Origin of the sequence: Stenotrophomonas maltophilia, assembly GCF_001676385.1 — a bacterium.
GTDB lineage: Bacteria > Pseudomonadota > Gammaproteobacteria > Xanthomonadales > Xanthomonadaceae > Stenotrophomonas > Stenotrophomonas maltophilia_J.
The window spans coordinates 84,391-108,754 of sequence record NZ_LYVJ01000014.1; the positions used below are offsets into that span (position 1 = coordinate 84,391).

Sequence of the window (24,364 nt, forward strand, 5' to 3'; positions counted from 1 at the left end):
ATTTGCTAAGAATACGTTATTAATGCTCGGACGCAGGTCTTGCGTCCAAGTGCCCGTCGGCAGGGGAGAAACCGTGGGGCTCATCCCAAAAAGTCAGTCGCCGCTGGTAGGCGTCGACATCAGTTCGACTGCGGTCAAGCTTTTGCAGCTGTCCCGCAGTGGCAATCGTTTTCGCGTGGAACATTACGCTGTGGAACCCCTGCCGCCGAATGCGGTGGTGGAAAAGAACATCGTTGAAGTGGAGGCCGTAGGCGAGGCCATCCGTCGCGCGATGAACCGTTCAGGCAGCAAGGCCAAGCTTGCTGCTGCCGCCGTCGCCGGGTCGGCGGTGATCACCAAGGTGATCCCGATGCCGGCCGAGCTCGACGAGAACGACATGGAAGCCCAGATCGAGCTGGAAGCGGTCAACTACATCCCGTATCCGATCGAGGAAGTGAACCTGGACTTCGAGGTGATCGGCGCGATTCCGAACAACCCGGAGATGGTCCAGGTGCTGCTGGCCGCGTCGCGTTCGGAGAATGTCGAGCTGCGCCAGTCCGCGCTGGAACTCGGTGGCCTGCAGGCCAAGGTGATGGACGTTGAGGCCTTCGCGGTCGAGAACGCCTACGCCCTGGTCGCCAGCGAGCTGCCGGTGTCCAGCGACGGCGTGGTCGCGCTGGTCGACATCGGTGCCAGCATGACCACCCTCAACGTCCTGCGCGGCGGCCGCAGCCTGTACAGCCGCGAACAGGTCTTCGGGGGCAAGCAGCTGACCGACGAGATCATGCGCCGCTACGGCCTGAGCTACGAGGAAGCCGGCCTGGCCAAGCGCCAGGGCGGATTGCCGGAGAGCTATGAGATGGAAGTGCTGGAACCGTTCAAGGAGGCCACGGTCCAGCAGATCAGCCGCCTGCTGCAGTTCTTCTACGCAGGCAGCGAATTCAATCGCGTCGATCACATCGTGCTGGCGGGCGGCTGTGCCGTTCTCGGTGGCCTGCCGGAAATGGTCGAGGAGCAACTGGGCGTACCGACCGTGGTCGCCAACCCGCTGGCGCAGATGACCCTGGGGCCGAAGGTCAATGCGCATGCGCTGGCGCAGGACGCCCCCGCGCTGATGATCGCGACCGGTCTGGCGCTGAGGAGCTTCGACTGATGGCACGCATCAATCTATTGCCCTGGCGCGCCGAGCGGCGCAAGCAACGCCAGCGCGAGTTCTACGCAATGCTGGGCATGGCTGCTCTCGGTGGACTGCTGCTGTCACTGCTGATCTGGTTCTACTACGACCGCCAGGTGAGCGGCCAGATGGATCGCAATGCCTACCTGGAAGCCGAGATCGCCAAGGTCAAGGAGCAGAACAAGGAGATCGACCGACTCGACGCGCAGAAGGAGCGCCTGCTGGCGCGCAAGCGGGTGATCGAGGAACTGCAGGCCAAGCGCTCGCAGATGGTCCATCTGTTCGACGCGCTGGTCCGTACCATTCCCGATGGCGTGGTGCTGACCGCACTGAAGCAGGAAGGCGACGTGCTGACCCTTGAGGGCCGCACCCAGTCCAATGCGCGGGTCTCGGCCTATATGCGCAATCTGGAGACCTCCGGCTGGATGACCAATCCGGAACTGTCGATCATCGAAGCGCGTGATCCGGAGAAGGACAAGGACGGCAAGGCGGGACCGGTCGCTGACATCAAGGCCCTGCCGTACGTGTTCATGGTCAAGGTGAAGCTGCCGGCGCAGAGTGAGGAGGTCGCGGCGACGCCGGGCCTGAACGCCGATGGCACGGTGGCAACGGCAGCGGCGCCTGCGGTGGCACCGCTGGCTGCGGCCCCGGATGCGGCGGCCCCGGCAGCAGGCCAGGCGTCCGCGCCGGCGGCTCCCGCCGCTGCGCCGGCCAGTGCACCTGCCGCGCCGGCCAAGCCGAACCCGCCGGCCGCGCCGGCTGCCCCGCCGGCTGCGAAGCCTGAAGGCAGCCGCCTGGCGCAGCCGCCACAGGCCTCCAATGCCCCGCTGCAAGGGGACCGCGCATGAGCCAGAAGATCGATCTGAAGAACCTGGATTTCAACGACATCGGCAACTGGCCGCAGAAGGCCAAGATCGTCTTCTGCACGTTGCTGGCACTGGTGATCATGTTCGTGGCGTGGATGCTGCTGATCAGCGGCAAGCGCGAGGAACTGGCCGGGCTGGAATCGAAGGAAACCGAGCTGCGCGCCGAGTTCACCAAGCAGCAGGAACGCGCAGTGAACCTGGCGCCGCTGAAACAGCAGCTGGCGCAGATGGAACAGGTCCTGCAGCAGATGCTGCGGCAGTTGCCAAGCAAGACCGAAATGCCCGACCTGATCATCGACATCTCGCAGACCGCGCTGTCCAGCGGGCTGGCCAACGAGCTGTTCGAGCCGGAGCAGGAGCAGGTCAAGGAGTTCTACGCCGAGAAGCCGATCAAGCTGCGCATGGTGGGCAGTTACCACCAGTTCGGCGCGTTCGTGAGTGGCGTGGCGTCGCTGCCGCGCGTGGTCATCCTGACCATGCATGACATCAACCTCAAGCCCAAGGACAAGGCCAGCGGCAACATCCGCAGCGGGGCACTGGAACTGTCCGGCACGGTCAAGACCTACCGCTACCTGGACGAGACCGAGGTGCAGGCGCAGCAGGCTGCTGACGCGGGCAAGGAGGGCAAGAAGTGATGCGCGCGCAGAATGCACGTGGTGCGATGGTGCTGTCGGTCCTGCTGCTGGCCGGTTGCGGCCGCGGCGTGACCAGCACGCCGGGTGATGCACCGAACCTGGAGAAGTGGGTGGAGGGTGAGCGGGCGCGACCGGCGCAGCCGCTGGAACCGCTGCCGGTAATGCAGCAGTTCGAAACCTTCGAATACTCCGCGCAGGGCATGCGCGACCCGTTCACCGATGCCTGGACCAATCCGCAGCAGGGGAATGGCGGATTGCGGCCGGATCCGAACCGGCGCAAGGAGCCGCTGGAAGGCTTCCCGCTGGATGCGCTGGACATGGTCGGTACCATCGGCACCGGCTCGGGTACCGTGGCGCTGGTGATGGGGCCGGACAAGGTGACGTACCGGGTGCGCCCGGGCGGCTACCTTGGCCAGAGCGACGGGCGGGTCACCGCGGTCTTCGAAGACCGCGTGGAACTGATCGAACTGGTGCCGGATGGCGCGGGCGGCTGGCTGGAACGGCCGGCAACGCTCTCGCTTGAAGATCAATGATCGTTTACTGGGGATAGCACGATGACCTTTCACCAAGCCAAGGGGCTGCGTCCCATCCGGCGCTCTACCTTGAACCGTGTCAGCGCGTTGGGAGTCGCGCTGATGCTGGCCTGCGCTCCGGCGCTGGCTGCCGCACCGGCGGAAAAGCCGGTGGGCGCGACCGTGGCACCGGCCACTGCACCGGCTGGCCTGTCGGTGTCGAAGATCGATTTCAAGCGTGGCGATGACGGCGCCGGCCGCCTGATCGTCCAGTTCGACGGGCAGGGCGCGGTTCCGGACCTGCGCACGCAGGGCAACAGCGTCGTGGTCGACGTCGGCAATGCCCGGCTGCCGGCCAATCTGCAGAAGCCACTGAACGTCACCGACTTCGCAACGCCGGTGCAGCGCATCGACGCCAAGCCGTCCGGTGCCGGCACCCAACTCGTGCTGAGTACCGGTGGGGCCGTGGAATCGCTGGCGTACCAGAGCGGCAACGAGTACGTGGTCGAGATCAGTCCGCGGCAGGCACCGGCGGCTGTCGGCGCGGTCACCGCAGGCAGCGTCACCCAAGCGGCCAGGGCGCTGCCGCAGCGGGGCTTCACCGGCAAGCCGGTGACCTTCAACTTCCAGGACGTGCCGGTGCGCACCGTGCTGCAGTTGATCGCGGAGGAATCCAACCTGAATGTCGTGGCGTCCGACTCGGTGCAGGGCAATGTGACGCTGCGCCTGGTCAACGTGCCGTGGGACCAGGCACTGGACATCGTCCTGCGTGCCAAGGGCCTGGACAAGCGCCGCGACGGCAGCGTGATCTGGGTGGCTCCGCAGGCCGAACTGGCCAAGTTCGAGCAGGAGAAGGAAGACGCGCGTATCGCCATCGAGAACCGCGAAGACCTGGTTACCGATTACGTCCAGATCAACTACCACAGCGCCACCCAGATCTTCAAGGCGCTGACCGAAGCCAAGGGCATCGGCGGCAGTGGCAGCGGCGGCAGCGGTGGCGGTGGCTCGACGTCGCAGGAAGACAGTGGCTTCCTGTCCTCGCGTGGCCGCATCGTGGCGGACGAGCGCACCAATACGCTGATGATCAGCGATATTCCGAAGAAGATCGCGCGCATGCGTGAGCTGATCGGCGTGATCGACCGCCCGGTCGACCAGGTGCTGATCGAAAGCCGCATCGTCATCGCCACCGATACCTTCGCCCGCGAGCTCGGTGCGAAGTTCGGCGTCAGCGGCAGCCGCGACAATGTGTACTTCAGTGGCAATCTCGAATCCAACCGCCTGACCCGGGAATCGCAGGTCAAGGCCGCGCAGGACAACGCCAAGGCCGAACGTGACTGGATCGCAGGTGGCCGCGTCGGCCCGCCGCCCGTACCGGTGGGCTCGACCATCACGCGTGGTTTGAACTGGAGCCTGCCGGTTGCCGCGGCCAGCAACCCGGGTTCGCTGGCGCTGTCCATCCTCAATGCCGGCTACCTGCTGGACGTGGAACTGTCGGCCATGCAGGAAGAGTCCCGGGGCGAAGTGATCTCCAACCCGCGCGTGGTCACGACCAACCAGCGCGAGGCGCTGATCAAGCAGGGCAAGGAAATCGGCTACGTCACCATCAGCGGTGGCGGTGCCGGCGGCGCCGCCACGCCGAACGTGCAGTTCAAGGAAGTGGTGCTGGAGCTGAAGGTCACCCCCACCATCACCAACGACAACCGCGTGTTCCTCAACATGCAGGTGAAGAAGGACGAGGTCGACCAGCTGATCCAGCTGGAAGGCTATGGCACGGTGCCGTCGATCAACCGTCGCGAGGTCAATACCGCGGTGCTGGTCGAAGACGGCCAGACCGTCGTCATCGGTGGCGTCTACGAATTCACCGATCGCAGCAGCATCAGCAAGGTTCCGTTCCTGGGCGACGTGCCGTTCCTGGGCAACCTGTTCAAGAAGCGCGGCCGCAGCAAGGACAAGGCCGAATTGCTGGTGTTCGTCACTCCGAAGGTGCTGCGCGTAGCCAAGCAGAATTGATCCAGCGCCCGAAATAGACGGAGAGGGCCGCCCTGTGCGGCCCTTCTTCGTTTGGAACCTGTGTCCAACCTGCACGGATGTGGCCGTGGACCCACGCCGTGCGTGATGCCGTTCAGGCGATCTTGATGCCAATCGCAGGGCACCCTGCGATGATGTCGGGAACCCGTGCCGTCCTGTGCCGGTCAAAGGCCCCCATGAACCTGCCACCGCCGATGCCCGAAACCGTCGCGCCGCCACCGGCGCCGACCACGTCCCGCCTGCATGCCGCCTTCAGCCAGCTCCGCGATGCGCTGTCGGCTGAGATCGTCGGCCAGTCCGCTCTGGTCGAGCGCCTGCTGATTGCGCTGCTGGCTGACGGCCACCTGCTTGTCGAGGGCGCCCCCGGGCTGGCCAAGACCACCGCGATCCGCGCGCTGGCCTCACGTCTGGAAGCCGACTTCGCGCGCGTGCAGTTCACTCCCGATCTGCTGCCGGCCGACCTGACCGGCACCGAGATCTGGCGCCCGCAGGAGGGGCGTTTTGAATTCGTGCCGGGCCCGATCTTCCATCCGATCCTGCTGGCCGACGAGATCAATCGTGCCCCGGCCAAGGTGCAGTCGGCGCTGCTGGAAGCGATGGGTGAGCGCCAGGTCACTGTCGGTCGACACACCTATGCGCTGCCGCCACTGTTCCTGGTGATGGCCACGCAGAATCCGATCGAGCAGGAGGGCACGTTCCCACTGCCGGAAGCGCAGCTGGACCGTTTCCTGATGCACGTGCGCATCGGCTATCCCGACCAGGCGGCCGAGTCGGAGATCCTGCGCCTGGCGCGCGACCGCGCGCGCGGCGCACTCGGCGAACCGGCACCGGCACCGGCGAAGTTGCCGATGCAGGATGTGCTCGAGGCTCGCCGCGAGGTGCTTGACCTGCACATGGCACCGGCACTGGAGCGCTACCTGGTGGAACTGGTGCTGGCCTCGCGTGACCCGTCCCGTTACGACGCCGGACTGGGACGGCGCATCGCCTGGGGTGCGAGTCCGCGCGGCTCGATCGCACTGGAACGCTGCGCACGCGCTCGTGCCTGGCTGGTGGGCCGCGACTTCGTCACCCCCGACGATGTGCGGGCGGTGGCCGCCGACGTGCTGCGGCATCGCGTGCTGCCCAGCTACGAAGCCACTGCCGAAGGATGGGATGGCGAGCGCCTGGTGCAGGAGCTGCTGGCCCGGGTACCGGCGCCCTGAGCCTGCGCATGACCGATCCCTCCCTGGAACCTGCCTCTGCCGCCAGCGATGGCGACGGGCTGCGCCCGCAGCTGGCCGAGCTTGTGGCCCTGCGCCGGTTGGCGCAGCGTTCGCCGCCACCGCACCGGGGCCGTGCCGGCAATGCGGGGCAGGCACCCTCGCCGCTGCGCGGGCGCGGCATGGAGTATGCGGAGTCACGTGAGTACGTGGCCGGCGACGATGCTCGGCATATCGACTGGCGGGTGACCGCGCGCACAGGCCGTGCCCACACCAAGCTGTTCCAGGCCGAACGCGAACGGGTCAGCCTGATGGTGGCGGACACCTCGCCGGCGCTCTATTTCGGCACCCGCGTGCGTTTCAAGTCGGTGCAGGCCGCGCGCGTGGGCGCCGTGGCCGCGTGGTCGGCGCAGCGCCGTGGTGATCGAATTGGCGCCTTGCGTGGCAGCGACCGCGAGCCACCGGTCACGCCTGCGGGCGGGCCGCGCGGCGTGCTGCGCGTCCTGGACGCGCTGTCCCGCTGGTATGCGCAGCCGCCCGCTGATGATCTCGGCCTGGAGCGCGCGCTGGACCATGCTGCGCGCGTGCTGCGCCCGGGGGCGCGCACGCTGGTGCTGGCCGACCCGCAGCAGGCCATCCGTATTCCAGCGGCGCGCTGGAGTGCACTGGCCCAGCATCATGACCTCAGCCTGGTGCTGCTGGTCGATCCGCTGGAACTGCAGCCGCCTTCGGCCGCGTTGCAGTTCCAGACCCTGCAGCAACGCATCGGCCTGGATCTGCGCCGGCGCGAGGTGCAGGCGCACTGGCAGGCCCACTTCGTTGAACCGTTGCAGGAACTGCGGCGCCAGCTCGGTGCGCGCCATGTCGACGTGCACGTACTGTCCACCGATGCGCCCAGCGATGCCTGGTTGGCGCCGTCGCGTACCGAGGTGCCGGCATGAGCGCCAACCTGCCGCTGCGCGACGTGCAGCTGCCCCCGGCCCCTTCGTGGTGGCCACCGGCGCCGGGTTATCTGGTGATCGGCGGCGCAGTACTGCTGGTGCTGCTGGCGGCCGTCCTGCTCGGGTGGCAGCGCCGCCGCCGTCGCCAGCGCTGGTTGCGGCTGTTCGACCGGGAACTGGCCCTGTCGCCGGACCCCGGCGCGGAGCTGGCAGCGATTGCCGGCCTGCTGCGTCGCGCCGCACGCCATGCACAACCGGGCAGCGAATCGCTGCGCGATGACGCGTGGTGGCAGCGGGTGGATCCGCAGGGCACGCTGCCCGCGGCAAGCCGCGAGCTGTTGGCCGAGGGTGCCTATCGCCCGCGTGTCGATGCCAGTGAAGTAGCGGTCCTGCGCAGCTGGGGGCGCGAGCGCTATCTGGCCATGCTGCTGGAGCGACGCCGATGAGCCTGCTGGCGAGCTACTGGCCTTGGCCGGACCTGCAGCTGGCGTGGCCGCTGGCGCTGCTGGCGCTGCCGTTGCCCGTGCTCATGTACGGATGGAAGCGCCGCGCGGATGCGGGAGCGGCACTGCGCGTCCCTTATGCTGCGGCGGAACTGGAAGCGCTGGCCGGTGGTGGCCGGGTCGATGTGTCCTGGCTGCGCACCCTGCTGCTGTGGCTGGGGTGGTTCGCACTGTGCGTGGCGCTGGCACGCCCGCAACAGCTGGGCGAGGCCGTCACGCCACCGCAGCAGGGCCGGCAGATGATGCTGGCGATGGATGTGTCCGGCAGCATGGGCGAGGGCGACATGGTGCTGGGCGGGCAGGTGGTGGATCGCCTCACCGCCGCCAAGGCCGTGCTGGCCGATTTCCTCGACCGTCGCGCGGGTGATCGCGTCGGCCTGCTGATCTTCGGCGACCGCGCCTACACGCTCACCCCGCTCACCGCCGACCTGGCCAGCGTGCGCGACCAGCTGCGCGACAGCGTGGTCGGCCTGGCGGGGCGCGAGACTGCCATCGGTGATGCCATCGGCCTGGCGGTGAAACGCCTGCGCAGCCAGCCCGAAGGCCAGCGCGTGCTGATCCTGCTGACCGACGGTGTCAGCAATGCCGGCGTGCTGGAGCCCCTTCGCGCGGCGGAAGTCGCGCGCGCTGAAGGCGTGCGCATCCACACGGTCGCGTTCGGCGGTGATGGCAGCATGCGGTTCCTGGGTATTCCCATTTCAGCCGACCAGGACCCGGTCGATGAGGCCACGTTGAAGAAGATCGCCAGCTTGACCGGTGGCCGGTTCTTCCGGGCGCGCGACACCGCGCAGCTGGCCGGCATCTACGCCGAACTGGACCGGCTGGAGCCGATCGCGGCCAAAGGGCCAAGCCTGCGCCCGCGCGAGGAGTGCTATGCATGGCCGCTGGGCCTGGCGTTGTTGCTGGGCGCGCTGGCCTGGCTGTGGCCGGAGCGTCGCCGATGATCGCCCTGGCCGCGAACGTGCCTGATTGGAGCGCGCTGCATTTCCTGCGCCCGGAGTGGCTGTGGGCATTGCTGGCACTGCCGCTGATCATCGCGCTGGCGATGTATCGACAGCGACGCAGTGACGCGTGGCGGCACGCAGTGGACGCACATCTGTTGCCGCACCTGCTGTCGGCGGGGGGGCGGCGCCGCGCGCGCCTGCCGTGGGCGGTATTGCTGGGCTGGACGCTGGCGTCGTTGGCGCTCGCAGGGCCCAGCTGGCGCCAGCAGGCACAACCCATGTTCCAGGCCAGCGAACCGTTGCTGGTGGTGCTGGACCTGTCCAGCCGGATCGCGGCCACCGACCTGCCGCCATCGCGCCTGCTGCAGGCCCGGGCGAAGCTGGGTGAGCTGCTGCGCGCGCGCCAGGGCGGCCAGGTGGGCCTGGTGGTATACGCCGACGATGCCTACACCGTAGCCCCGCTGACCGATGATGGCAGCAATGTCGCGCTGTACCTGGATGCCCTGTCACCAGATGTGATGCCGCGTGACGGCCAGCGTGCCGACCGCGGCATCGATTGGGCTGCACGGCTGATGCGCCAGACCGGGGCCCCGCGGGGACAGATCCTGCTGGTCAGTGATCAGGCGGATGGGGAAGCGGCACTGGCGGCAGCGCAGGCACGCGGCCTGGGCCTGCAGGTGTCGGTACTGGGTCTGGGCACACCGGCCGGTGCGACCTATCGCGATGGCAATGGCCAGATCCGCCAAGCCGCGCTGGACGAGGGCAGCCTGCGTGCGGTCGCGACCGCAGGTGGCGGTCGTTACGCGCGCCTGGCCGAGGATGGCAGTGACCTGCGCGCACTGGGTGTACTTGATGCGCGCGAGGGCACGGCGGCGCAACGGCCGGGCGAAGGCAGGCAATGGCGTGACGAGGGCTTCTGGCTGCTGCCGCCGGTGATGCTGCTGGCGCTGCTGGCATTCCGTCGCCGCGCGATGCTGGCCGCAATGCTGGCGGTCGGCCTGCTGCCGTGGATGAACGATGCGCAGGCGCAGGCAGCACCCTCCGCGCCGGTGCAGGGCACCCTCTGGAACCGGGCCGACCAGCTGCAGCACCAGCGCCTGGCCAAAGGGGTGCAGGCCTACCGCAACGGCGACTTTGCCGGTGCACGCAAGCAGTTCGAAGGCATCGACAGCGATGCGGGCTGGTACAACCTGGCCAACGCCCTGGCACGCCAGGGCAACTACGATGAGGCCATCGCCGCGTACGACCGCGCGTTGGCCCTGCATCCCGGCATGGCTGATGCGGTGGCCAACCGCGCGGTGGTCGATGCCGCACGCAAGCGCAAGTCCTCCGGTGGGCAGGGGCAGGATCAGCAGAAGCCGCCGCAGAACGGGCCGCAGAAACCACAGGACGCCTCCCAGGGCCGACAGGACCGGCAGCCGGGCCAGAAGTCTCCCGCGCAGGGGCAGCCGCAGCAGGGACAGCAGGGACAGCAGGGACAGCCCACGCCCGGCGACGACAACGCGCGACCGGGTGCGCAGCCCGGCGGGCAAGGCCGCGATGGCGCGCAGGCGCCGCCGCAGGTGGAGGACGCCCAGGCACAGGCGCAGGCCGACGCGCAGCAACGCGAGCGCATGCAGCAGGCGATGCAGCAGGCGCGCAAGGAAGAGGCCGGCAATGACGGCAGGCCGGTGCCGGGCAGTGACGGGCGTACCCCGCGCGAGCGCGAGGAGCAACAGGCGGTGGAGGCCTGGATGCGGCGCGTACCGGATGAACCGGGTGCACTGCTTCGGGCCAAGTTCCAGCTGGAAAACGAACGCAGGAAGAGGGAAGGGCGATGACGTGGGCGATCGACAGGCGCGGGCACGGGCCCCGACAGGTATTGGCGGCGCTGCTGCTGTGGCTGCCGTTGCTGGCCTGGGCACAGCCGCGCGCGTGGCTCGACCGCGACCGCATTGCGAAGGGCGACACGGTCACGCTCAATGTCGAGAGTGATCAGGGCACGCCGGACTTCGCTCCGCTGCGTTCCGACTTCGACCTCAGTGGGCAGACCAGCAGCCGGCAGGTGGAGTGGAGCAACGGCAGCATGCAGCAGCGTAACCTGCATGCCGTGGCGCTCACGCCGCGGCGTAGCGGTGCGCTGGTCATTCCGGGCCTGCAGGTAGGCGCTGCGCGCACCGCGCCATTGACCCTGCAGGTGGATGCGGCGGCCGTCGCCGGCCCGGACAGCCATGCGATGGCGTTCATCGAAACCGTGGTCGATGACGAGTCGCCCTATGTGCAGCAGAGCGTCGGCGTGGTGGTTCGGTTGTACTTCGCCTCGCAGCTGGCGTCCGGTGAGCTGGTGCTGGACACGCCGGATGGCGCATCGCTGCAGCGCGTGGGCGATGACCGCACCGATGTGCGTGAGGTCAACGGCCGGCGCTACAACGTGGTCGAACGCCGCTTCCTGCTGATTCCCGAGCGCAGCGGTGCGCTGCGCCTGGCGGGTGCCCGCTTCAGTGGGCGCAGTGCCGGTGGCTTCTTCGACGACTTCTTCGGCGGCGGCGACGGCCGCATGAACGCCACCGGCGCCGATCGCACCTTGCAGGTGCAGGCGCAGCCGGCGCAGGCGCCACAACCCTGGTTGCCCCTGCAGAGCCTGCAGCTGCGCTACACCAGCGCACCCACCCATGGCCGTACCGGCGAAGCGGCCAACCTGGTGGTGGAGGCGATTGCCGAAGGCGCAACCCGCGCGCAGTTCACCGACCTGCCGGTGCCCGAGGTCGGCGGCGCCGCGCAGGTGTTCGCCGAGCCGGCGCAGTACGAGGAGACCTTCAACGGCAGTACACCGCGCCTGAAGATCACCCGCCGCTATTCGATCGTGCCGCGCCAGCCGGGTTCGCTGGTGATGCCCGGGCCGCGCCTGCCATGGTGGGATGTGCGCAACGGCAAGGCACAGGAAGCCAAGCTTCCGGACCTCACGATCGCGATTGAAGCCAGCAACGGCGGAGCCAACGCGTCGCCTGCAACGCTGCCACCGATCGACACCGATGCGGCACTGCCGGGCACCGACGGCCAGAACAGCCGCATCGCCGCGACCGATCCGCGAGCGGGGGGCATGGCCGAACGGCCATGGCCCTGGATGGGCGCCGCCATCGGCCTGGCGCTGCTGTGGCTGCTGACCTTGTTGTGGGGCTGGCAGCGGGGCCGCCGCCCGCGTCCGCTGGCGTCCTCGGCGGGCACGCCAACCGTGCCGGCAGCGGCGAGCGGTCGCGCGGGTGTGGCGGAGTTGCGCCGCGCGCTGGAGGGCGAAGGTTTCGAGCAGGTGGAAGCACGGCTGTGCGCGATGGCGGGCGTCGAGCGCCTGGAAGAGGTCATCGCGCGGCTGGATGATCCGGCACAGCGCCAGGTGCTGCAGGATCTGCAGCAGGCGCGTTGGGGTGGGCAGGGCGATCTGCCCTCGTTGCGTGCCCGCCTGCGCCAGGCCTTCCGTGACGGACCGCACTGGTCCGTGGCGGCGGGCACGGTCGACACTGGCCTGGCGCCGCTGTATCCCTCGCGGCGAACCTGAACCGGCGCCGCTTGCGCGCTTTGTTAGAGTGCATTCATTTTTCGAGGAAACCCGCGTATGACAGCCGCTGCTGCCGATAGCAAGAAGTTGCCCCTGCATTGGAAGATGGGCATCGGCTTTGCGATCGGCCTGGTCCTGGGACTGATCGTGCACGCCCTGGGTGGCAGCGTCGATGGTCTGCAGGCCGGTGCCAAGTGGGTAATGGACTACATCACCACTCCGGCGTCGAGCCTGTTCCTCAACCTCATCTTCATGCTCATCGTGCCGCTGATCTTCTCGGCGCTGATCATGGGCGTGTCGGAAATGGGCGACATCCGCGCCCTCGGCCGCATCGGCTGGAAGACGCTGGCATTCACCGTGCTGTTGTCCGGCATTGCCGTGGGCATCGGCCTGGTACTGGTCAACCTGCTCAAGCCGGGCGCCGGCGTCGACCCGCAGACCGCGGCACTGATGCTGTCGGAGAACGCCGAGCGCAGCAAGGAAATCGTCGCCGGCATCCACGGCACGCCGAAAGGCATGGACATGCTGCTGTCGATCGTGCCGAGCAACGTGCTGCAGGCCGCATCGGACAACGGCGCGATCCTGTCGCTGATGTTCTTCGCGCTGATGTTCGGCATCGGCATGGTGCTGACCGATGACGACAAGGTTGCTCCGCTGCGCCGCGCCATCGAAGGCGTGTTCGAAATCTCGATGACCCTGATCAATCTGGTCATCCGCCTGGCGCCGTACGCGGTGGCCTGCTTCATGTTCAACCTGGCCGCGCTGTTCGGTTTCGAGCTGATCATCCGCCTCGGTGCCTACGTGGGCGTGGTGGTGCTGGCGCTGGGCCTGCACATGATCGTGACCTACGGCACTGCGGTGTGGCTGTCCGGCCGCTCGCCGCTGTCATTCTTCCGCGATACCCAGGAAGCGACGGTGATGGCGTTCTCCACCGCGTCCAGCAACGCAACCCTGCCGACCGCACTGCGGGTGGCCGACCAGATGGGCCTGCCGCAGCGCGTATCGCGGTTCGTGCTGACCGTGGGGGCCACCGCCAACCAGAACGGCACCGCGCTGTTCGAGGGCGTGACGGTCATCTTCCTGGCCCAGTTCTTCGGCGTGGACCTCAGCATTGGCCAGCAGATCATGGTGATGGCGGTCTGCATCCTGGGCGGCATCGGTACCGCCGGCGTGCCATCCGGCTCGCTGCCAGTGGTGGCGATGATCTGTGCGATGGTGGGCGTCAATCCCCTGGGCATTGGCCTGATCCTGGGGGTGAACCACTTCCTGGACATGTGCCGCACCGCGCTGAACGTGACTGGCGACCTCGCCCTGACCACCCTGGTGGCCAAGGGGGAGGCACATGATGGCCCGGATCTGACCACGCCGCGCGATTGAACCAGCACTGAATGCCATGGATACTTGCCCGGCGCATGGAAGGCGCCGGGATTGGCGCCGTGCGAAAGGGAGCAGAAATGAGGATTTCGTATCTGATGGTGGCCGCGCTCGGCCTGCTGGCCTTCGAGGCCAGTGCCGAGAAGGCCTGTGAGACCAACTACAGCAAGAATGGCAGCTTCTTCAGCGGCCGCACTTTCACCACCTGGGACGTGGTGCCCAACGTCGCGCCGGCCGATGCCCTCAAGCGGATCCAGATCGAGGGCGTGAAGTCGGGCCTGACGGTTGCCAGCGTCGACAAGGACCTGGGCATGCTGAGCTTCACGCAGAATACCCAGCTCAACGGTGGCCAGGTCACCCTGCCGTGGAACGTGATGATCGAGGGCGAGGGCAAAGGGTCCAAGATCACCGTCACCAAGATGACCCCGCCCTCCTACGCGACCAGCGAAGACTTCCAGAAGAAGTCCATGTGCGGTGTGATCGAGGCAGCGGCACCGGCCTCGGCCGGCAGCTAGGACGGGTTCCGGCCCTCGAAAATGCCCCGCCCCTGCGGGGCATTTTCGTTGCTGCGGGGGGACCGGCCGGCGCTCCGATCGCCAGGGTGCGAGCGCCGGGACGCTCAAGCTGCGACAATAGGCCGCCCGCACGTCCGCGGCCGCCTCCCGATTCCGACAGAACCATGACGCAGCCTACCCGTCGCCAGTTGGCCAACGCCATCCGCTTCCTCGCCGCCGATGCGGTTGAAACCGCAAAGTCCGGCCACCCCGGCATGCCCATGGGCATGGCCGACATCGCCGAAGTCCTCTGGAACGACTACCTCCGCCATAACCCGAGCAACCCGCACTGGTTCAACCGCGACCGTTTCGTGCTGTCCAACGGCCACGGTTCGATGCTGCAGTACGCGTTGCTGCACCTGAGCGGCTACGACCTGCCGATCGAGCAGCTGAAGCTGTTCCGCCAGCTGGGCAGCCACACCGCCGGCCACCCGGAGCGCCACGAGACCCCGGGCGTGGAAACCACCACCGGTCCGCTGGGCCAGGGTTTCGCCAATGCCGTGGGCTTCGCCCTGGCCGAGAAGCTGCTGGCACAGCGCTTCAACCGTCCGGAGCTGGAAGTGGTCGACCACCGCACCTGGGTGTTCATGGGTGATGGCTGCCTGATGGAAGGCGTGTCGCATGAGGCCGCGTCGCTGGCCGGCACCTGGGGCCTGCACAAGCTGGTCTGCTTCTGGGACAACAACCACATTTCCATCGACGGCAACGTCGAGGGCTGGTTCACCGACAACACCCCGGAACGTTTCGAGGCCTATGGCTGGAACGTGGTCCGCGAAGTTGATGGCCATGACCCAGACAGCATCAAGGCCGGCATCGAGGCCGCGCTGTCGCAGAGCGACAAGCCGACCCTGATCTGCTGCCGCACCACCATTGGTTTCGGTTCACCGAACAAGGCGGGCAAGGAATCCAGCCACGGCGCACCGCTGGGCAAGGACGAACTGGAAGCCACCCGCAAGCAGCTGGGCTGGGAATACGGCCCGTTCGAGATCCCGCAGGCGATCTACGACGGCTGGCGCGCCAATGGCGCCGGTACCCTGCGCCAGGCCGAGTGGGAACAGCTGTTCGACAAGTACGCCCGCCAGTATCCGGCGGAAGCGGCCGAGCTGACCCGTCGTTCGCACGGGGAGCTGCCGGCCGATTTCGTCGCCAAGGCCGACGCCTACATCGCCCAGGTGGCCGCTGAAGGCCCGACGATCGCCTCGCGCAAGGCCTCGCAGCTGGCCATCGAAGCCTACGCCCCGCTGCTGCCGGAAATCGTCGGCGGCTCGGCCGACCTGGCCCACTCCAACCTCACCCTGTGGAAGGGCAGCAAATCTGTCGCCAGCGACGACGCCAACGCCAATTACGTGTACTACGGCGTGCGCGAGTTCGGCATGACCGCCATTGCCAACGGCCTGGCCCTGCACGGTGGCTTCATTCCGTTCGACGCCACCTTCCTGGTGTTCAGCGACTACGCCCGCAACGGCGTGCGCATGAGCGCGCTGATCCCGGCCCACGCCATCCACGTCTACACCCACGACTCGATCGGCCTGGGCGAAGACGGCCCGACCCACCAGCCGGTGGAGCACCTGGCCTCGCTGCGCTACATCCCGAACAACGATGTGTGGCGCCCGTGCGATGCCGTCGAGTCGGCGGTGAGCTGGAAGGCTGCGATCACCCGCCAGGACGGCCCGAGCTGCCTGGTGTTCAGCCGCCAGAACCTGCCGCACCAGCCGCGCAGCGCCGAGCAGATCGCGCAGATCGAGCGCGGCGGTTACGTGCTGGCCGATGCTGCCGGTACCCCGGACGTGATCCTGATCGCCACCGGCTCGGAAGTCTCGCTGGCCACCGAAGCCAAGGCCCAGCTGGATGCGGCCGGTATCAAGACCCGCGTGGTCTCGATGCCGTCCACCGATGTGTTCCTGCGCCAGGATGCGGCCTACCGTGAATCGGTGCTGCCGAATGCCGTGCGCAAGCGCGTGGCCGTGGAAGCCGGCGTCACCGGTTTCTGGCGCCAGTTCGTGGGCCTGGACGGCGCCGTGATCGGTATCGACACCTTTGGTGCCTCGGCCCCGGCCGACCAGCTGTACAAGCACTTCGGCATCACCACCGCCCACGTGGTGGAAGCGGCCAAGGCACTGTAAGCAGACTCGCGACGTGATGCAGGAAAGGCCGGCGCACGCCGGCCTTTTCCTTGTCGCAAGAAAAAGGGGACGGAGGGGATTAAGTCGTTTGTGCACAAACGACTTAATCCCCTCCGTCCCCTTTTTTCAGGCGGTACGCGCCAGCGCCAGCCGCAGCAGTCGCGCGTCCAGGCGCTCGGCGAAGTCCTTCGGTGCCTGCAGGCCCATCCGCTGCAGGTACACCGCATCGCCGTCGCCGGCCGGCTGGCGCAGGGCGGCCCAGACCGTGCGCAGCTTGCTGCTGCGGGTCTCGGTGTTGGCCTTCAGCCAGCCCAGTGCCTTCACCAGGACCTGTTCGATCTCGTTGAAATCGCTGCCCAGCGGATAGTCGGGCAGGCTGCCATCCGCGCGGAACGGGGCCAGTGCCGCCGCCAATGCCTGTGGCGTGTTGCGCTGCTGCCGCGCCGGATCCGGTTGCGCGGCCGCGAGCAGCTTGCGCGAGGCATGTGCCTGCTGCAGAAGATCGCCCTGGAACGGGGCTTCGGTGATCGCGGTCATCGCATGCACGCAGTCCTCGTCGGTCAGCCCGCGCAGGTCGGCGATACCGTACTCGTTGAGGTAGATGTCGCGCAGGTGGCGCGGGATGGTGGTGTGGCCGTAGTTCCAGCGCACGTTGGATTCGCGCCGGCCCTTGTCGTCTCGCGCCGCGCGGAACATCAGCACGCTGCGCGCTTCCGGCAGGGCATGTGCCATCGCCACGAAGTTGTACTGTCCGCCGACGCCGGACACCACGCGGCCATCGTCCAGCGCATCGGACACCGCTGCGCCCAGCGCGGTGACCATCATGCAGGAATTGAAGAAGCGCGCATGGCGGCGCTGCAAGCGCTCGAGCGTCTTGTTGCCGCCATACAACTGGTTGATCTCGCTGATCCTGCGCATGCCGATCGCACGGCATTCGTCATCTGGCAGCGTGCGCAGCCATTCGTAGAACTCCGGCGAGCCCAGGTAGAACGCGCCGTGCAGGTATTCTCCCTCGGCGGCCAGAGTGGCGTGGTCGATGGACAGCGTGCTGCCGTTCTCGATGCGCTGCATCAGCGCCAGGTCGTCGTGCACCTTGCGCTTGATCACGCCAGTCTGAACCAGCCGGCGGAAGCCCTCGTTGAGCATCTCGCTGCAGCCGTACAGGCCCACCTCGAACGGCTCCAGCCCGCCGATCTCCTGCACCAGCGGATGGCTGGCCAACTGCGGGTCCAGCGCATGCAGCACGCGGCGGTAGCGCGCATTGTCGGTATGGCGCAGGACCAGCGCGTGGCTGAGGGCATCGGCCAGCGTGCCGATGCCGATCTGCAGGGTGCCGCCGTCGCGCACCAGTGTGCTGGCATACAGGCCGATGGCATAGTCGGCGTCGCCGACCGGCTGCCGCGGCAGGCCGAACAGGGCCGGGTACGGCGGCGGTGGCGTGATGACGAGATCGAAGAAGGACACGTCGACCGTGGCCGAGCCACCCAGATAGGGCAGCCGAGGGTCGATCTCGGCCACCATCAAGGGCCGTGGCAGGCCGCGTGCCGCCATGGCGTCCAGCGTGTCCTGGGTGATGTCGTTGTTGCACGACAACGAAAGCCGGCGGTCGTTGGGCCGCATCGCCACTTTCTGCACGATCACGTGCGGTGCGCGCTGCGCCACCGCGTCGGCGGCATGGGTGTAGTTCAGGCTGGTATAACTCGATTGTGCCTGCCGCGAACCGAGCAGCGCGCCGGACTGCATGTAGAACTCCTCCACCTGCACATGCGCAGGCAACGCGTCGCGGGCGATCGCGTCGGCATAGGCCAGGCGAGGGAAATCCTCGCCGAAATGGCGCTGTACGAAGGGCGCGGTGAAGCGTGCTTCCAGGCCAGCGCCGCGCGCCTTCGGCGGATTCAGCGACAGCGCGGTGTACAGCCGCAGTGGCCGCGACGGGTCCTGCTCGACACGTGCGTAGAGGGCATTGAGCAGCCGATGCGGCTTGCCCAGCGCCAGCGGTGCCCCGATCCGCAGCGGCCCTTCCACCCGCGCAAACAGCCAGTCGACGGCGGCGTCCAGGTCGGTGAGGTGTTCGGTCATGCGGGGCAGTCCTGCGTGTGGGGAGTGGCGGCATTACAGCATGTCGGGCTTGAACCGCCGTCGACGCGAGACTTCGGTACCGGACACCATGAACTGCCCATCGCCCCGGTAATGCACCGTACGCGGCAGCTTCGGCCGGGGCGCGACGTGGGCGCGCACGATTTCCCAGATGAAAAGGTTTCTCGACGCGACCTGGCTGTCGTCGTAGAGTCGGCATTCGAAGCACGAATGGCATTGGCCGACCAGCGGCGCGCCGACCTCGCGCGCGGGCAGCGCATCGAGCTCGAAACGGGCGAACTTGTCGACCTCGCGGCCGCTGCAGTTGCCGATGTCCACCACGGTATCGAGCAGCTCCAGGCCGGGCACGTTGATCACGCACTCGCCGCTGCCATGGGCCAGCGCGTGGCTGTGGTTCGCGTCCCACAGATAGGTAGCGACCAGTGAAGGCGAGAAGCCCATCACCATGTGCCAGCCCATCGTCATCACGTTGCGCTGGCCGCGCCAGGCGGTGCTGACCAGCACGATCGGCCCAGGTTCGAGGAAGCGGCGGGCCTGCTCGACCGGGAAATCCTTCTTGGGCAGCGCTTTCATCCGGGGCCTGGGACGGGAGGGATCGATGCTGGCGCAGCCGGGATGAACCTGGAGTCGAGGGGCTTGACAGGCGGTTCGATTACGCGCGTAATCGATGGTGTCGATTACGGATGTAAACCATGACCCCGATCAGCGAAGCCGAAGCCGTTGTGATGGAGGTGCTGTGGCAGCAGGCACCACGTAGTGCCGACGAAGTGGTCGCCGCGCTGGCCCACCGCGACTGGGCCGAACCGACCATCAAGACCCTGCTCAACCGCCTGCTGACCAAGGGCGCGATCGCCGCCGAGCGCGATGGCCGGCGCTACCTGTACCGGCCCCTGCTGCAGCGCCAGGCATGGGTCGAGGCGCAGAGCCAGGACTTCATCGGCCGCGTCTTCGAGGGCAGGGTGGCGCCGCTGGTGGCGCATTTCAGTGAGCGCGGCCAGCTCAGCGCGCAGGACATCGCTGAACTGAAGAAGCTGATCCAGGAGCTGGACCATGAATGAGCTGCTTGATGGACTGTGGCAGGGCAGCCTGTGGCTGGCGGTGGGCGTGGTCCTGCTGGCGGTGATGCGGCCGCTGCTGGTGCGATTGGGGGGCGCTGGGCTGGCCTACCGCAGCTGGTGGCTGCTACCGCTGCTGCTGGTGGCACTGACGCTGCCATTGCCGCAGGTTGCGGTGTTGCAGCAGGTACCCACGCTGCCGCTGAACGTGATGCCCGGTGCCCTCGATGCCCTGAACGGGCCCTCGTTGCCATGGGCCGGGCTGTTGTTCGCGCTGTGGGCATTGGGCGCGGGCATCCGCCTGTTGCGCGACCTGCACGCACAACATCGTTTCGAACGGAGCATGGGCCCACTGACGCCGCGCACCGATGGCAGCTGGCAGGCCAGCAGCGACCCAGGCCTGCCAGCGCTGGTTGGCCTGTGGCGGCCGCGCATCGTAGTTGGCCCGGAATTCGATCAGCAGTTCAGCGCGCAGGAACGGGGCCTGATCCTGCAACACGAGCGCAGCCACCGTCGCAATGGCGATCACTGGGCCAACGGCGCGTTGCTGCTGGCGCGCGCGGTCTTCTGGTTCCACCCGCTGCTGCCATGGGCTGCACGCCGCTTCCTGCGCGACCAGGAACTGGCCTGTGATGCCCGCACCATCGGCCCGCAGCCTGCGCTGCGCGGCCTCTATGCCAGCACGCTGCTGAAGGCGCAGCTGGTCCACCCGGTTGCGCCGGCGGTCTGCCATTGGCGCAGCCAACCCGTGTTGAAGGAGCGTATCGCCATGTTGAAGCAGTCCAAGCGGAAGGCATTGCCGTGGGTGTCCGGTCAGGTGCTGGTGGTCGGGTTATGCGTGGGAATGGGCGCGGTGGCGTGGGCCAGCCAGGGCGGTGCGGCCGGTGGCAGCCGCATCGGCGTCGAGCCGTTCGAACATGCGCTGGAAGATGCGGCCAAGGCGGGGCTGGACCGTCCGATCCAGGTCGACAGGATGCTACCGCCGTCCTACCCGAAGTCTGCGATCGAGCAGCGTCAGGTAGGTGTGGTGAACCTGCGTGTGGAGGTGGATGCCAAGGGTCATCCTACTGACGTCCAGGTGCTCAGCGCCACCAACCCGGGGGTGTTCGATGCGGTCTCGATTGCTGCGGCGCGCAGCTGGACCTATCGGCCGGCGATGAAGAACGGCAAGCCGGTAGCCGGTGCCGTGCGCATTCCGATCACCTATGCCATGGACAATACCGAGGACACCCAGTGAAGTCCGCGCCGCTGCTCATGGTAGCGGCGCTGCTGGTGGGGTGTGCGAGCCAGGAGCGGCTGACCACGGTGAATACCCGCAGCGAGAATGTCGGTCACCAGCGACTGCAGCCGCAGGCGGGCGGCGGCAGTGGGCAGCTGCAGGTGTATTCGCTGGGTGCGACCGAGGGCTACCGGATGCCGCAGTTGTACGCGGCACCGGACCCGGAGGTCGGCGAACGCGACCCGCGCGCGGAACTGGCGCCGACCACCATCTGCCTGCAGGTGGTGGTTGATGCCAGTGGCGCCGTGGAGCGCAGCTGGCCATTGACCGATCGCCAGGAATGCGCCGCAGGGTCTGCAGGCGAGAACGCGCCTCTGCTGCAAGCTGCGCAGGAAGCCGTGGCGATGTGGAAGTACTCGTCCGCAGCGGTCTGCCACTTCGCCGCCGGCAAGGTGCCTGCCGACCGCAGTGACTGTCGCGGCGCCGAGCGCGTCGAACCGGTGGCCGTCACCCTGCAATATGCCTTCACTTTTGAGATCGTGAAGGGCCAGCATGTGGTGCGCACGCGGGGAAAATGACCGCTTGCAATGACCGGGGTAGCGCCGGGCCACGCCCGGCGAGCGCAGCGGCGTGGATCAGGCCCCGCCCTGGATGTTGGCCTTCACCGCGGGCTGCATCAGCCTGGGTTCTTCCAGCGTCGCGTCGCGGGCCTGGCGCACGCTGACGAACTCCGCCTCGGCCACGCCGTCATGCACGTGGATATTGTGCGCGCGCTGTTCGCCGATGGTGGTTTCGTTGGCAAAGCCGCGGCCACCCGGGCCGTAGTCGTGGCAGACGAATACCCGCGTTGCATCGGGCAGGGCCAGCAGGCGCTGGATCGAGCGGTACAGCTGCGCGGCATCACCGCCGGGGAAATCGCAGCGGGCGGTGCCGCCATCGGGCATGAACAGCGAGTCGCCGGTGAACAGCGCATCGTCAATCAGGTAGGCGATGCTGTCGCTGGTATGGCCGGGCACGGCGATCACCTGGCAGCGTAGTTCGCCCAGAGCGAAGGTTTCGCCATCGTTGAACAGGTGATCGAAGATTTCATCTGCGGCAGGAAGCTGCAGGCCGTAGCGCGGCGCAAAAGTGGCCTGCACCGCACGAATGCCTTCACCGATGGCCAGCGTGGCCTGCGGGAAGCGCTGCTTGAGCCGGCGTCCCGCCGATACATGGTCAGCGTGGGCATGGGTTTCCAGCAGCCAGCGCAGTTGCAGGCCCTGCCGCTCGATGGCCTCCACCGCGCCGCGTATGGGCGCATCGCTGATGGCGTCGGTGTCCGGGTCGTAGTCCAGGACCGGGTCGATCAGCGCTGCCTCGCCGCTGGCCGGGTCGCTGACCAGATAGCTGAAGGTGTTGCTGTCACGGTGGAAGAACGACTGTACCTGGACCGGCATCGGAATCTCCTCAGCGCGTGCCGAGCACGCGGTTCAGCAACTGCGCGAGGTTCTCGCCGGCCAGTCGCAGCTGCGCTTCGGCCAGCGGCCGGTAGCGCTCGGTGTATTCGTCACCGATTTTACGCGCGGCCGGATAAACGCCAGGTTGCATGGAGATGCGGCAGCTGGCCTCGGCCCAGGCCTGCGGGTCGCGCTGCGGGCTGGACTGGCGCGCCAGCTTCGGCGCGCGCTGGCCCTGCAGCAGCGGCAGATAGGCTGCATCGTCGAGCGTGCGCGTGTTGAGCATGCCGCTGTCCCATAGCGAGTGCAGGTTGGTACCGCGGTTGCCGAACTGGATCTGGAAATCGTTGCCGCCCTTGTCGTGGGCGTAGCCGGCGTGCATCGGCTGGTGGATGTCACCGACCAGGTGCACGACGAACTTCAGCGCCTGCAGGCGCTCGCCGTCGGTCAGGCTGCGGTCGCCGAGGATGGCGCTCTGCGCCTTCAGGGCTTCAACGATGCAGTTGCCATTCCTGCAGTGCTTCGCTGCTTCGTAGTGGCAGTTGTCTTCGGCGATGTTGACGTAGTGCCAGCCGGCCGAGCGACGGCCCAGGCCCGGGTCCTTGGCGCGCAGCTGGTCGGCCCATAGCGCGATGCTGGCCAGAGTTGCGCCCGGTTCGGTGGCCAGCAGGCGGTCCACTTCGGCGCGGGCGGTGAGGGTGAGGCGGGCGTCGGCGACTTCGGCGACAAGGCGGTGGCCTTGCGCGCCCCAGGCATGGGCGGGGGCGGACACGGACAGCAGGGCCGGCGCCAGGGCGGCGGCGAGGAACAGGGAGTGCAGGGCTTTCATGCGCACATTCTAGCGGGGTAGGTGGATTGAAGAGCGGCGCGTTCCTGTCTGCTGGGGGCTGGCTGCAGGGGCAGGCGCTGCGGGACACGCTGCAAGTACGTCCCTGTAAGCTCGGCCGCGGCATCCATGCCGCGGACGGTCCCGCAGCGCCTGCCCCTGCAGCCCCCATCCAACATGACCGCGAAGGCGGATGCAAACGTCAAATGCAACATCAAAAACAAATGCAGGATCAAAATCGGCCTCCTGCAATTACAGGCAATCACTGCGCCTCGGATGCACGGGTTCTGCTCTTGCCTTTGCTTGAGCTGGTACGCACGCGGTGATGGGATGGGGCAAGGCGGGGAGCGGAGCCGGGACCGTTGGCGCCATGGATGGCGCCATCGAGCCCCCAGGGATGGGTTTACGGCGTGTCCCGGCTCCGCTCCCTGCCTTGCCCCAGCTCCGGAACCGCTTCAGTCCCAGGCACAAAAAAGCCCCGGCAATCACCGGGGCAACATGCTGCGAGGGTTGTGCGTGCAGCGGGGGAGCGGGGGTGAAGCCCCCGCGCTCACCACGCCGCTTAGAACTTGAAGACGTAGGACGCGCCGTAGACCAGCGGATCGATATTGACCGTGCCGATCTTCTCGCCGTTCAACTTCACCTTGCTGTCGATGTCGATCCAGCGCATGTCAACGCGCAGAGCGCCCTTCTCGCCGATCGCGAAATCCACGCCCGCATGCGCGGCGAGGCCCCAGGAATCCTGCAGCTTCAGCTTGCTGCCGGCCAGCGCACCGGTGGTGTCTTCGCTGAAGAAGGTCGTGTAGTTCACGCCGGCACCGATGAACGGCGATACCTTGCCCTTGCTGTTGAAGTGGTACTGCAGGGTCACCACCGGCGGCAGCTGCTTGGTGCTGCCCACGCGGCCCAGGCCGTTGATGTTGATGTCGTGCTTGAACGGCAGCGCGGCCAGCACTTCGATGCCCAGATTGTCGGCGATGAAGTACTCGCCGGTGATGGTCGGCTTGACGTCGTTGTCGACGTCGACCTTCAGCGTACCGCCGGCCAGCCAGCCGTTGTTCGACTTCGGGGCCACCTGGTGCACGCCGGCCGAGACGGTCCAGTCGCCCTTGGACTGGGCCATGGCCGGGGCGGCGGCGAGCGACAGGGCGGCGGCCAGGCTGGCCAGGATCAGGGAAGAGGTCTTGCGCATGGGGGGGCTCTCGTTGCTGGGTGGATGGCGACAGTCTCGGCCTCACGCGGCGCTAACGCTTTGATCCGGATCAAATCCTGTCCGCCGGCCTTCCAGCGCGGGCACTGGCCCGCGGTGGCCAGCGCCGGTTTGCTAGACTTGTGGGCCCTATCCATCCCGCCGCACCCGTCGCGGC

General features: G+C 67.6%; 22 protein-coding genes. 17 read left to right on the forward strand and 5 right to left on the reverse strand.

Annotated elements, in window-relative coordinates; genetic code table 11:
• The first annotated feature begins 73 nt into the window (after positions 1-73).
• The 14 genes from A9K58_RS17005 to tkt all read left to right on the forward strand — a co-directional run bounded on the left by A9K58_RS17005 (position 74) and on the right by tkt (position 16,364).
• Positions 74-1,132 carry a pilus assembly protein PilM gene (locus A9K58_RS17005; protein WP_065200461.1) on the forward strand — a complete coding sequence of 353 codons (1,059 nt, stop codon included), beginning with the start codon at positions 74-76 and terminating at the stop codon, positions 1,130-1,132.
• A complete protein-coding gene (locus tag A9K58_RS17010) occupies positions 1,132-2,001 on the forward strand; it encodes a PilN domain-containing protein (protein ID WP_065200462.1) in 870 nt (289 codons plus the stop codon). The genes A9K58_RS17005 and A9K58_RS17010 overlap by 1 nt, the downstream gene beginning before the upstream one ends.
• Entirely contained in the window at positions 1,998-2,654 is a 657-nt protein-coding gene (locus tag A9K58_RS17015; protein ID WP_065200463.1) for a type IV pilus inner membrane component PilO, read from the forward strand. Before A9K58_RS17010 ends, A9K58_RS17015 begins: the two co-directional genes overlap by 4 nt.
• The gene (locus tag A9K58_RS17020) at positions 2,654-3,187 is read left to right on the forward strand and encodes a pilus assembly protein PilP (RefSeq protein WP_065200464.1); all 534 of its coding nucleotides are present in this window, start codon (positions 2,654-2,656) and stop codon (positions 3,185-3,187) included. Before A9K58_RS17015 ends, A9K58_RS17020 begins: the two co-directional genes overlap by 1 nt.
• Before the next feature lie 21 nt (positions 3,188-3,208).
• Positions 3,209-5,176: a type IV pilus secretin PilQ gene (locus A9K58_RS17025; protein ID WP_065200465.1), complete on the forward strand. Its 1,968-nt coding sequence runs from the start codon at positions 3,209-3,211 to the stop codon at positions 5,174-5,176.
• A 194-nt stretch (positions 5,177-5,370) separates the two neighbouring features.
• Complete coding sequence (locus tag A9K58_RS17030; RefSeq protein WP_065200466.1) at positions 5,371-6,396, forward strand: AAA family ATPase; 1,026 nt, start codon at positions 5,371-5,373, stop codon at positions 6,394-6,396.
• 8 nt (positions 6,397-6,404) lie between these two features.
• Positions 6,405-7,334, forward strand: a complete 930-nt coding sequence (locus A9K58_RS17035; RefSeq protein ID WP_065200467.1) for a DUF58 domain-containing protein — start codon at positions 6,405-6,407, stop codon at positions 7,332-7,334.
• Positions 7,331-7,780, forward strand: coding sequence for a DUF4381 family protein (locus tag A9K58_RS17040; protein WP_065200468.1), 450 nt, complete (start codon positions 7,331-7,333; stop codon positions 7,778-7,780). Before A9K58_RS17035 ends, A9K58_RS17040 begins: the two co-directional genes overlap by 4 nt.
• Positions 7,777-8,781 carry a vWA domain-containing protein gene (locus tag A9K58_RS17045; RefSeq protein WP_065200469.1) on the forward strand — a complete coding sequence of 335 codons (1,005 nt, stop codon included), beginning with the start codon at positions 7,777-7,779 and terminating at the stop codon, positions 8,779-8,781. The genes A9K58_RS17040 and A9K58_RS17045 overlap by 4 nt, the downstream gene beginning before the upstream one ends.
• Positions 8,778-10,601, forward strand: a complete 1,824-nt coding sequence (locus A9K58_RS17050) for a tetratricopeptide repeat protein (RefSeq protein WP_065200470.1) — start codon at positions 8,778-8,780, stop codon at positions 10,599-10,601. Before A9K58_RS17045 ends, A9K58_RS17050 begins: the two co-directional genes overlap by 4 nt.
• Positions 10,598-12,313, forward strand: a complete 1,716-nt coding sequence (locus A9K58_RS17055) for a BatD family protein (protein ID WP_065200471.1) — start codon at positions 10,598-10,600, stop codon at positions 12,311-12,313. Before A9K58_RS17050 ends, A9K58_RS17055 begins: the two co-directional genes overlap by 4 nt.
• Before the next feature lie 57 nt (positions 12,314-12,370).
• Complete coding sequence (locus A9K58_RS17060; RefSeq protein ID WP_065200472.1) at positions 12,371-13,690, forward strand: dicarboxylate/amino acid:cation symporter; 1,320 nt, start codon at positions 12,371-12,373, stop codon at positions 13,688-13,690.
• A gap of 77 nt (positions 13,691-13,767) precedes the next feature.
• Positions 13,768-14,202, forward strand: coding sequence for a hypothetical protein (locus A9K58_RS17065; protein ID WP_231109339.1), 435 nt, complete (start codon positions 13,768-13,770; stop codon positions 14,200-14,202).
• A gap of 164 nt (positions 14,203-14,366) precedes the next feature.
• Entirely contained in the window at positions 14,367-16,364 is a 1,998-nt protein-coding gene (tkt, locus tag A9K58_RS17070) for a transketolase (RefSeq protein ID WP_065200474.1), read from the forward strand.
• 126 nt (positions 16,365-16,490) lie between these two features.
• Here tkt and A9K58_RS17075 read toward each other — a convergent pair whose 3' ends face one another.
• Together A9K58_RS17075 and A9K58_RS17080 are read right to left on the reverse strand one after the other, a co-directional pair.
• Positions 16,491-18,443, reverse strand: coding sequence for an acetyl-CoA hydrolase/transferase C-terminal domain-containing protein (locus tag A9K58_RS17075; RefSeq protein WP_065200475.1), 1,953 nt, complete (start codon positions 18,441-18,443; stop codon positions 16,491-16,493).
• Between the two features lie 33 nt (positions 18,444-18,476).
• Positions 18,477-19,034 carry a flavin reductase family protein gene (locus A9K58_RS17080; protein ID WP_065200476.1) on the reverse strand — a complete coding sequence of 186 codons (558 nt, stop codon included), beginning with the start codon at positions 19,032-19,034 and terminating at the stop codon, positions 18,477-18,479.
• Between the two features lie 119 nt (positions 19,035-19,153).
• On the opposite strand from A9K58_RS17080, the gene A9K58_RS17085 reads away from it, so the two are divergent.
• Genes A9K58_RS17085 through A9K58_RS17095 form a run of 3 tightly spaced genes read left to right on the forward strand, consistent with a single transcriptional unit; the run spans position 19,154 to position 21,313 of the window.
• Entirely contained in the window at positions 19,154-19,519 is a 366-nt protein-coding gene (locus A9K58_RS17085; RefSeq protein WP_032977188.1) for a BlaI/MecI/CopY family transcriptional regulator, read from the forward strand.
• Positions 19,512-20,753: a M56 family metallopeptidase gene (locus A9K58_RS17090; protein ID WP_065200477.1), complete on the forward strand. Its 1,242-nt coding sequence runs from the start codon at positions 19,512-19,514 to the stop codon at positions 20,751-20,753. Before A9K58_RS17085 ends, A9K58_RS17090 begins: the two co-directional genes overlap by 8 nt.
• Positions 20,750-21,313 carry a hypothetical protein gene (locus A9K58_RS17095; protein WP_065200478.1) on the forward strand — a complete coding sequence of 188 codons (564 nt, stop codon included), beginning with the start codon at positions 20,750-20,752 and terminating at the stop codon, positions 21,311-21,313. Before A9K58_RS17090 ends, A9K58_RS17095 begins: the two co-directional genes overlap by 4 nt.
• 57 nt (positions 21,314-21,370) lie before the next feature.
• Here A9K58_RS17095 and A9K58_RS17100 read toward each other — a convergent pair whose 3' ends face one another.
• The 3 genes from A9K58_RS17100 to A9K58_RS17115 all read right to left on the reverse strand — a co-directional run bounded on the left by A9K58_RS17100 (position 21,371) and on the right by A9K58_RS17115 (position 24,189).
• Positions 21,371-22,171 carry an MBL fold metallo-hydrolase gene (locus A9K58_RS17100; protein ID WP_065200479.1) on the reverse strand — a complete coding sequence of 267 codons (801 nt, stop codon included), beginning with the start codon at positions 22,169-22,171 and terminating at the stop codon, positions 21,371-21,373.
• A 10-nt stretch (positions 22,172-22,181) separates the two neighbouring features.
• Positions 22,182-23,000 carry a S1/P1 nuclease gene (locus tag A9K58_RS17105; RefSeq protein WP_065200480.1) on the reverse strand — a complete coding sequence of 273 codons (819 nt, stop codon included), beginning with the start codon at positions 22,998-23,000 and terminating at the stop codon, positions 22,182-22,184.
• 559 nt (positions 23,001-23,559) lie between these two features.
• Complete coding sequence (locus tag A9K58_RS17115; protein ID WP_065200482.1) at positions 23,560-24,189, reverse strand: OmpW/AlkL family protein; 630 nt, start codon at positions 24,187-24,189, stop codon at positions 23,560-23,562.
• Positions 24,190-24,364 lie beyond the last annotated feature (175 nt).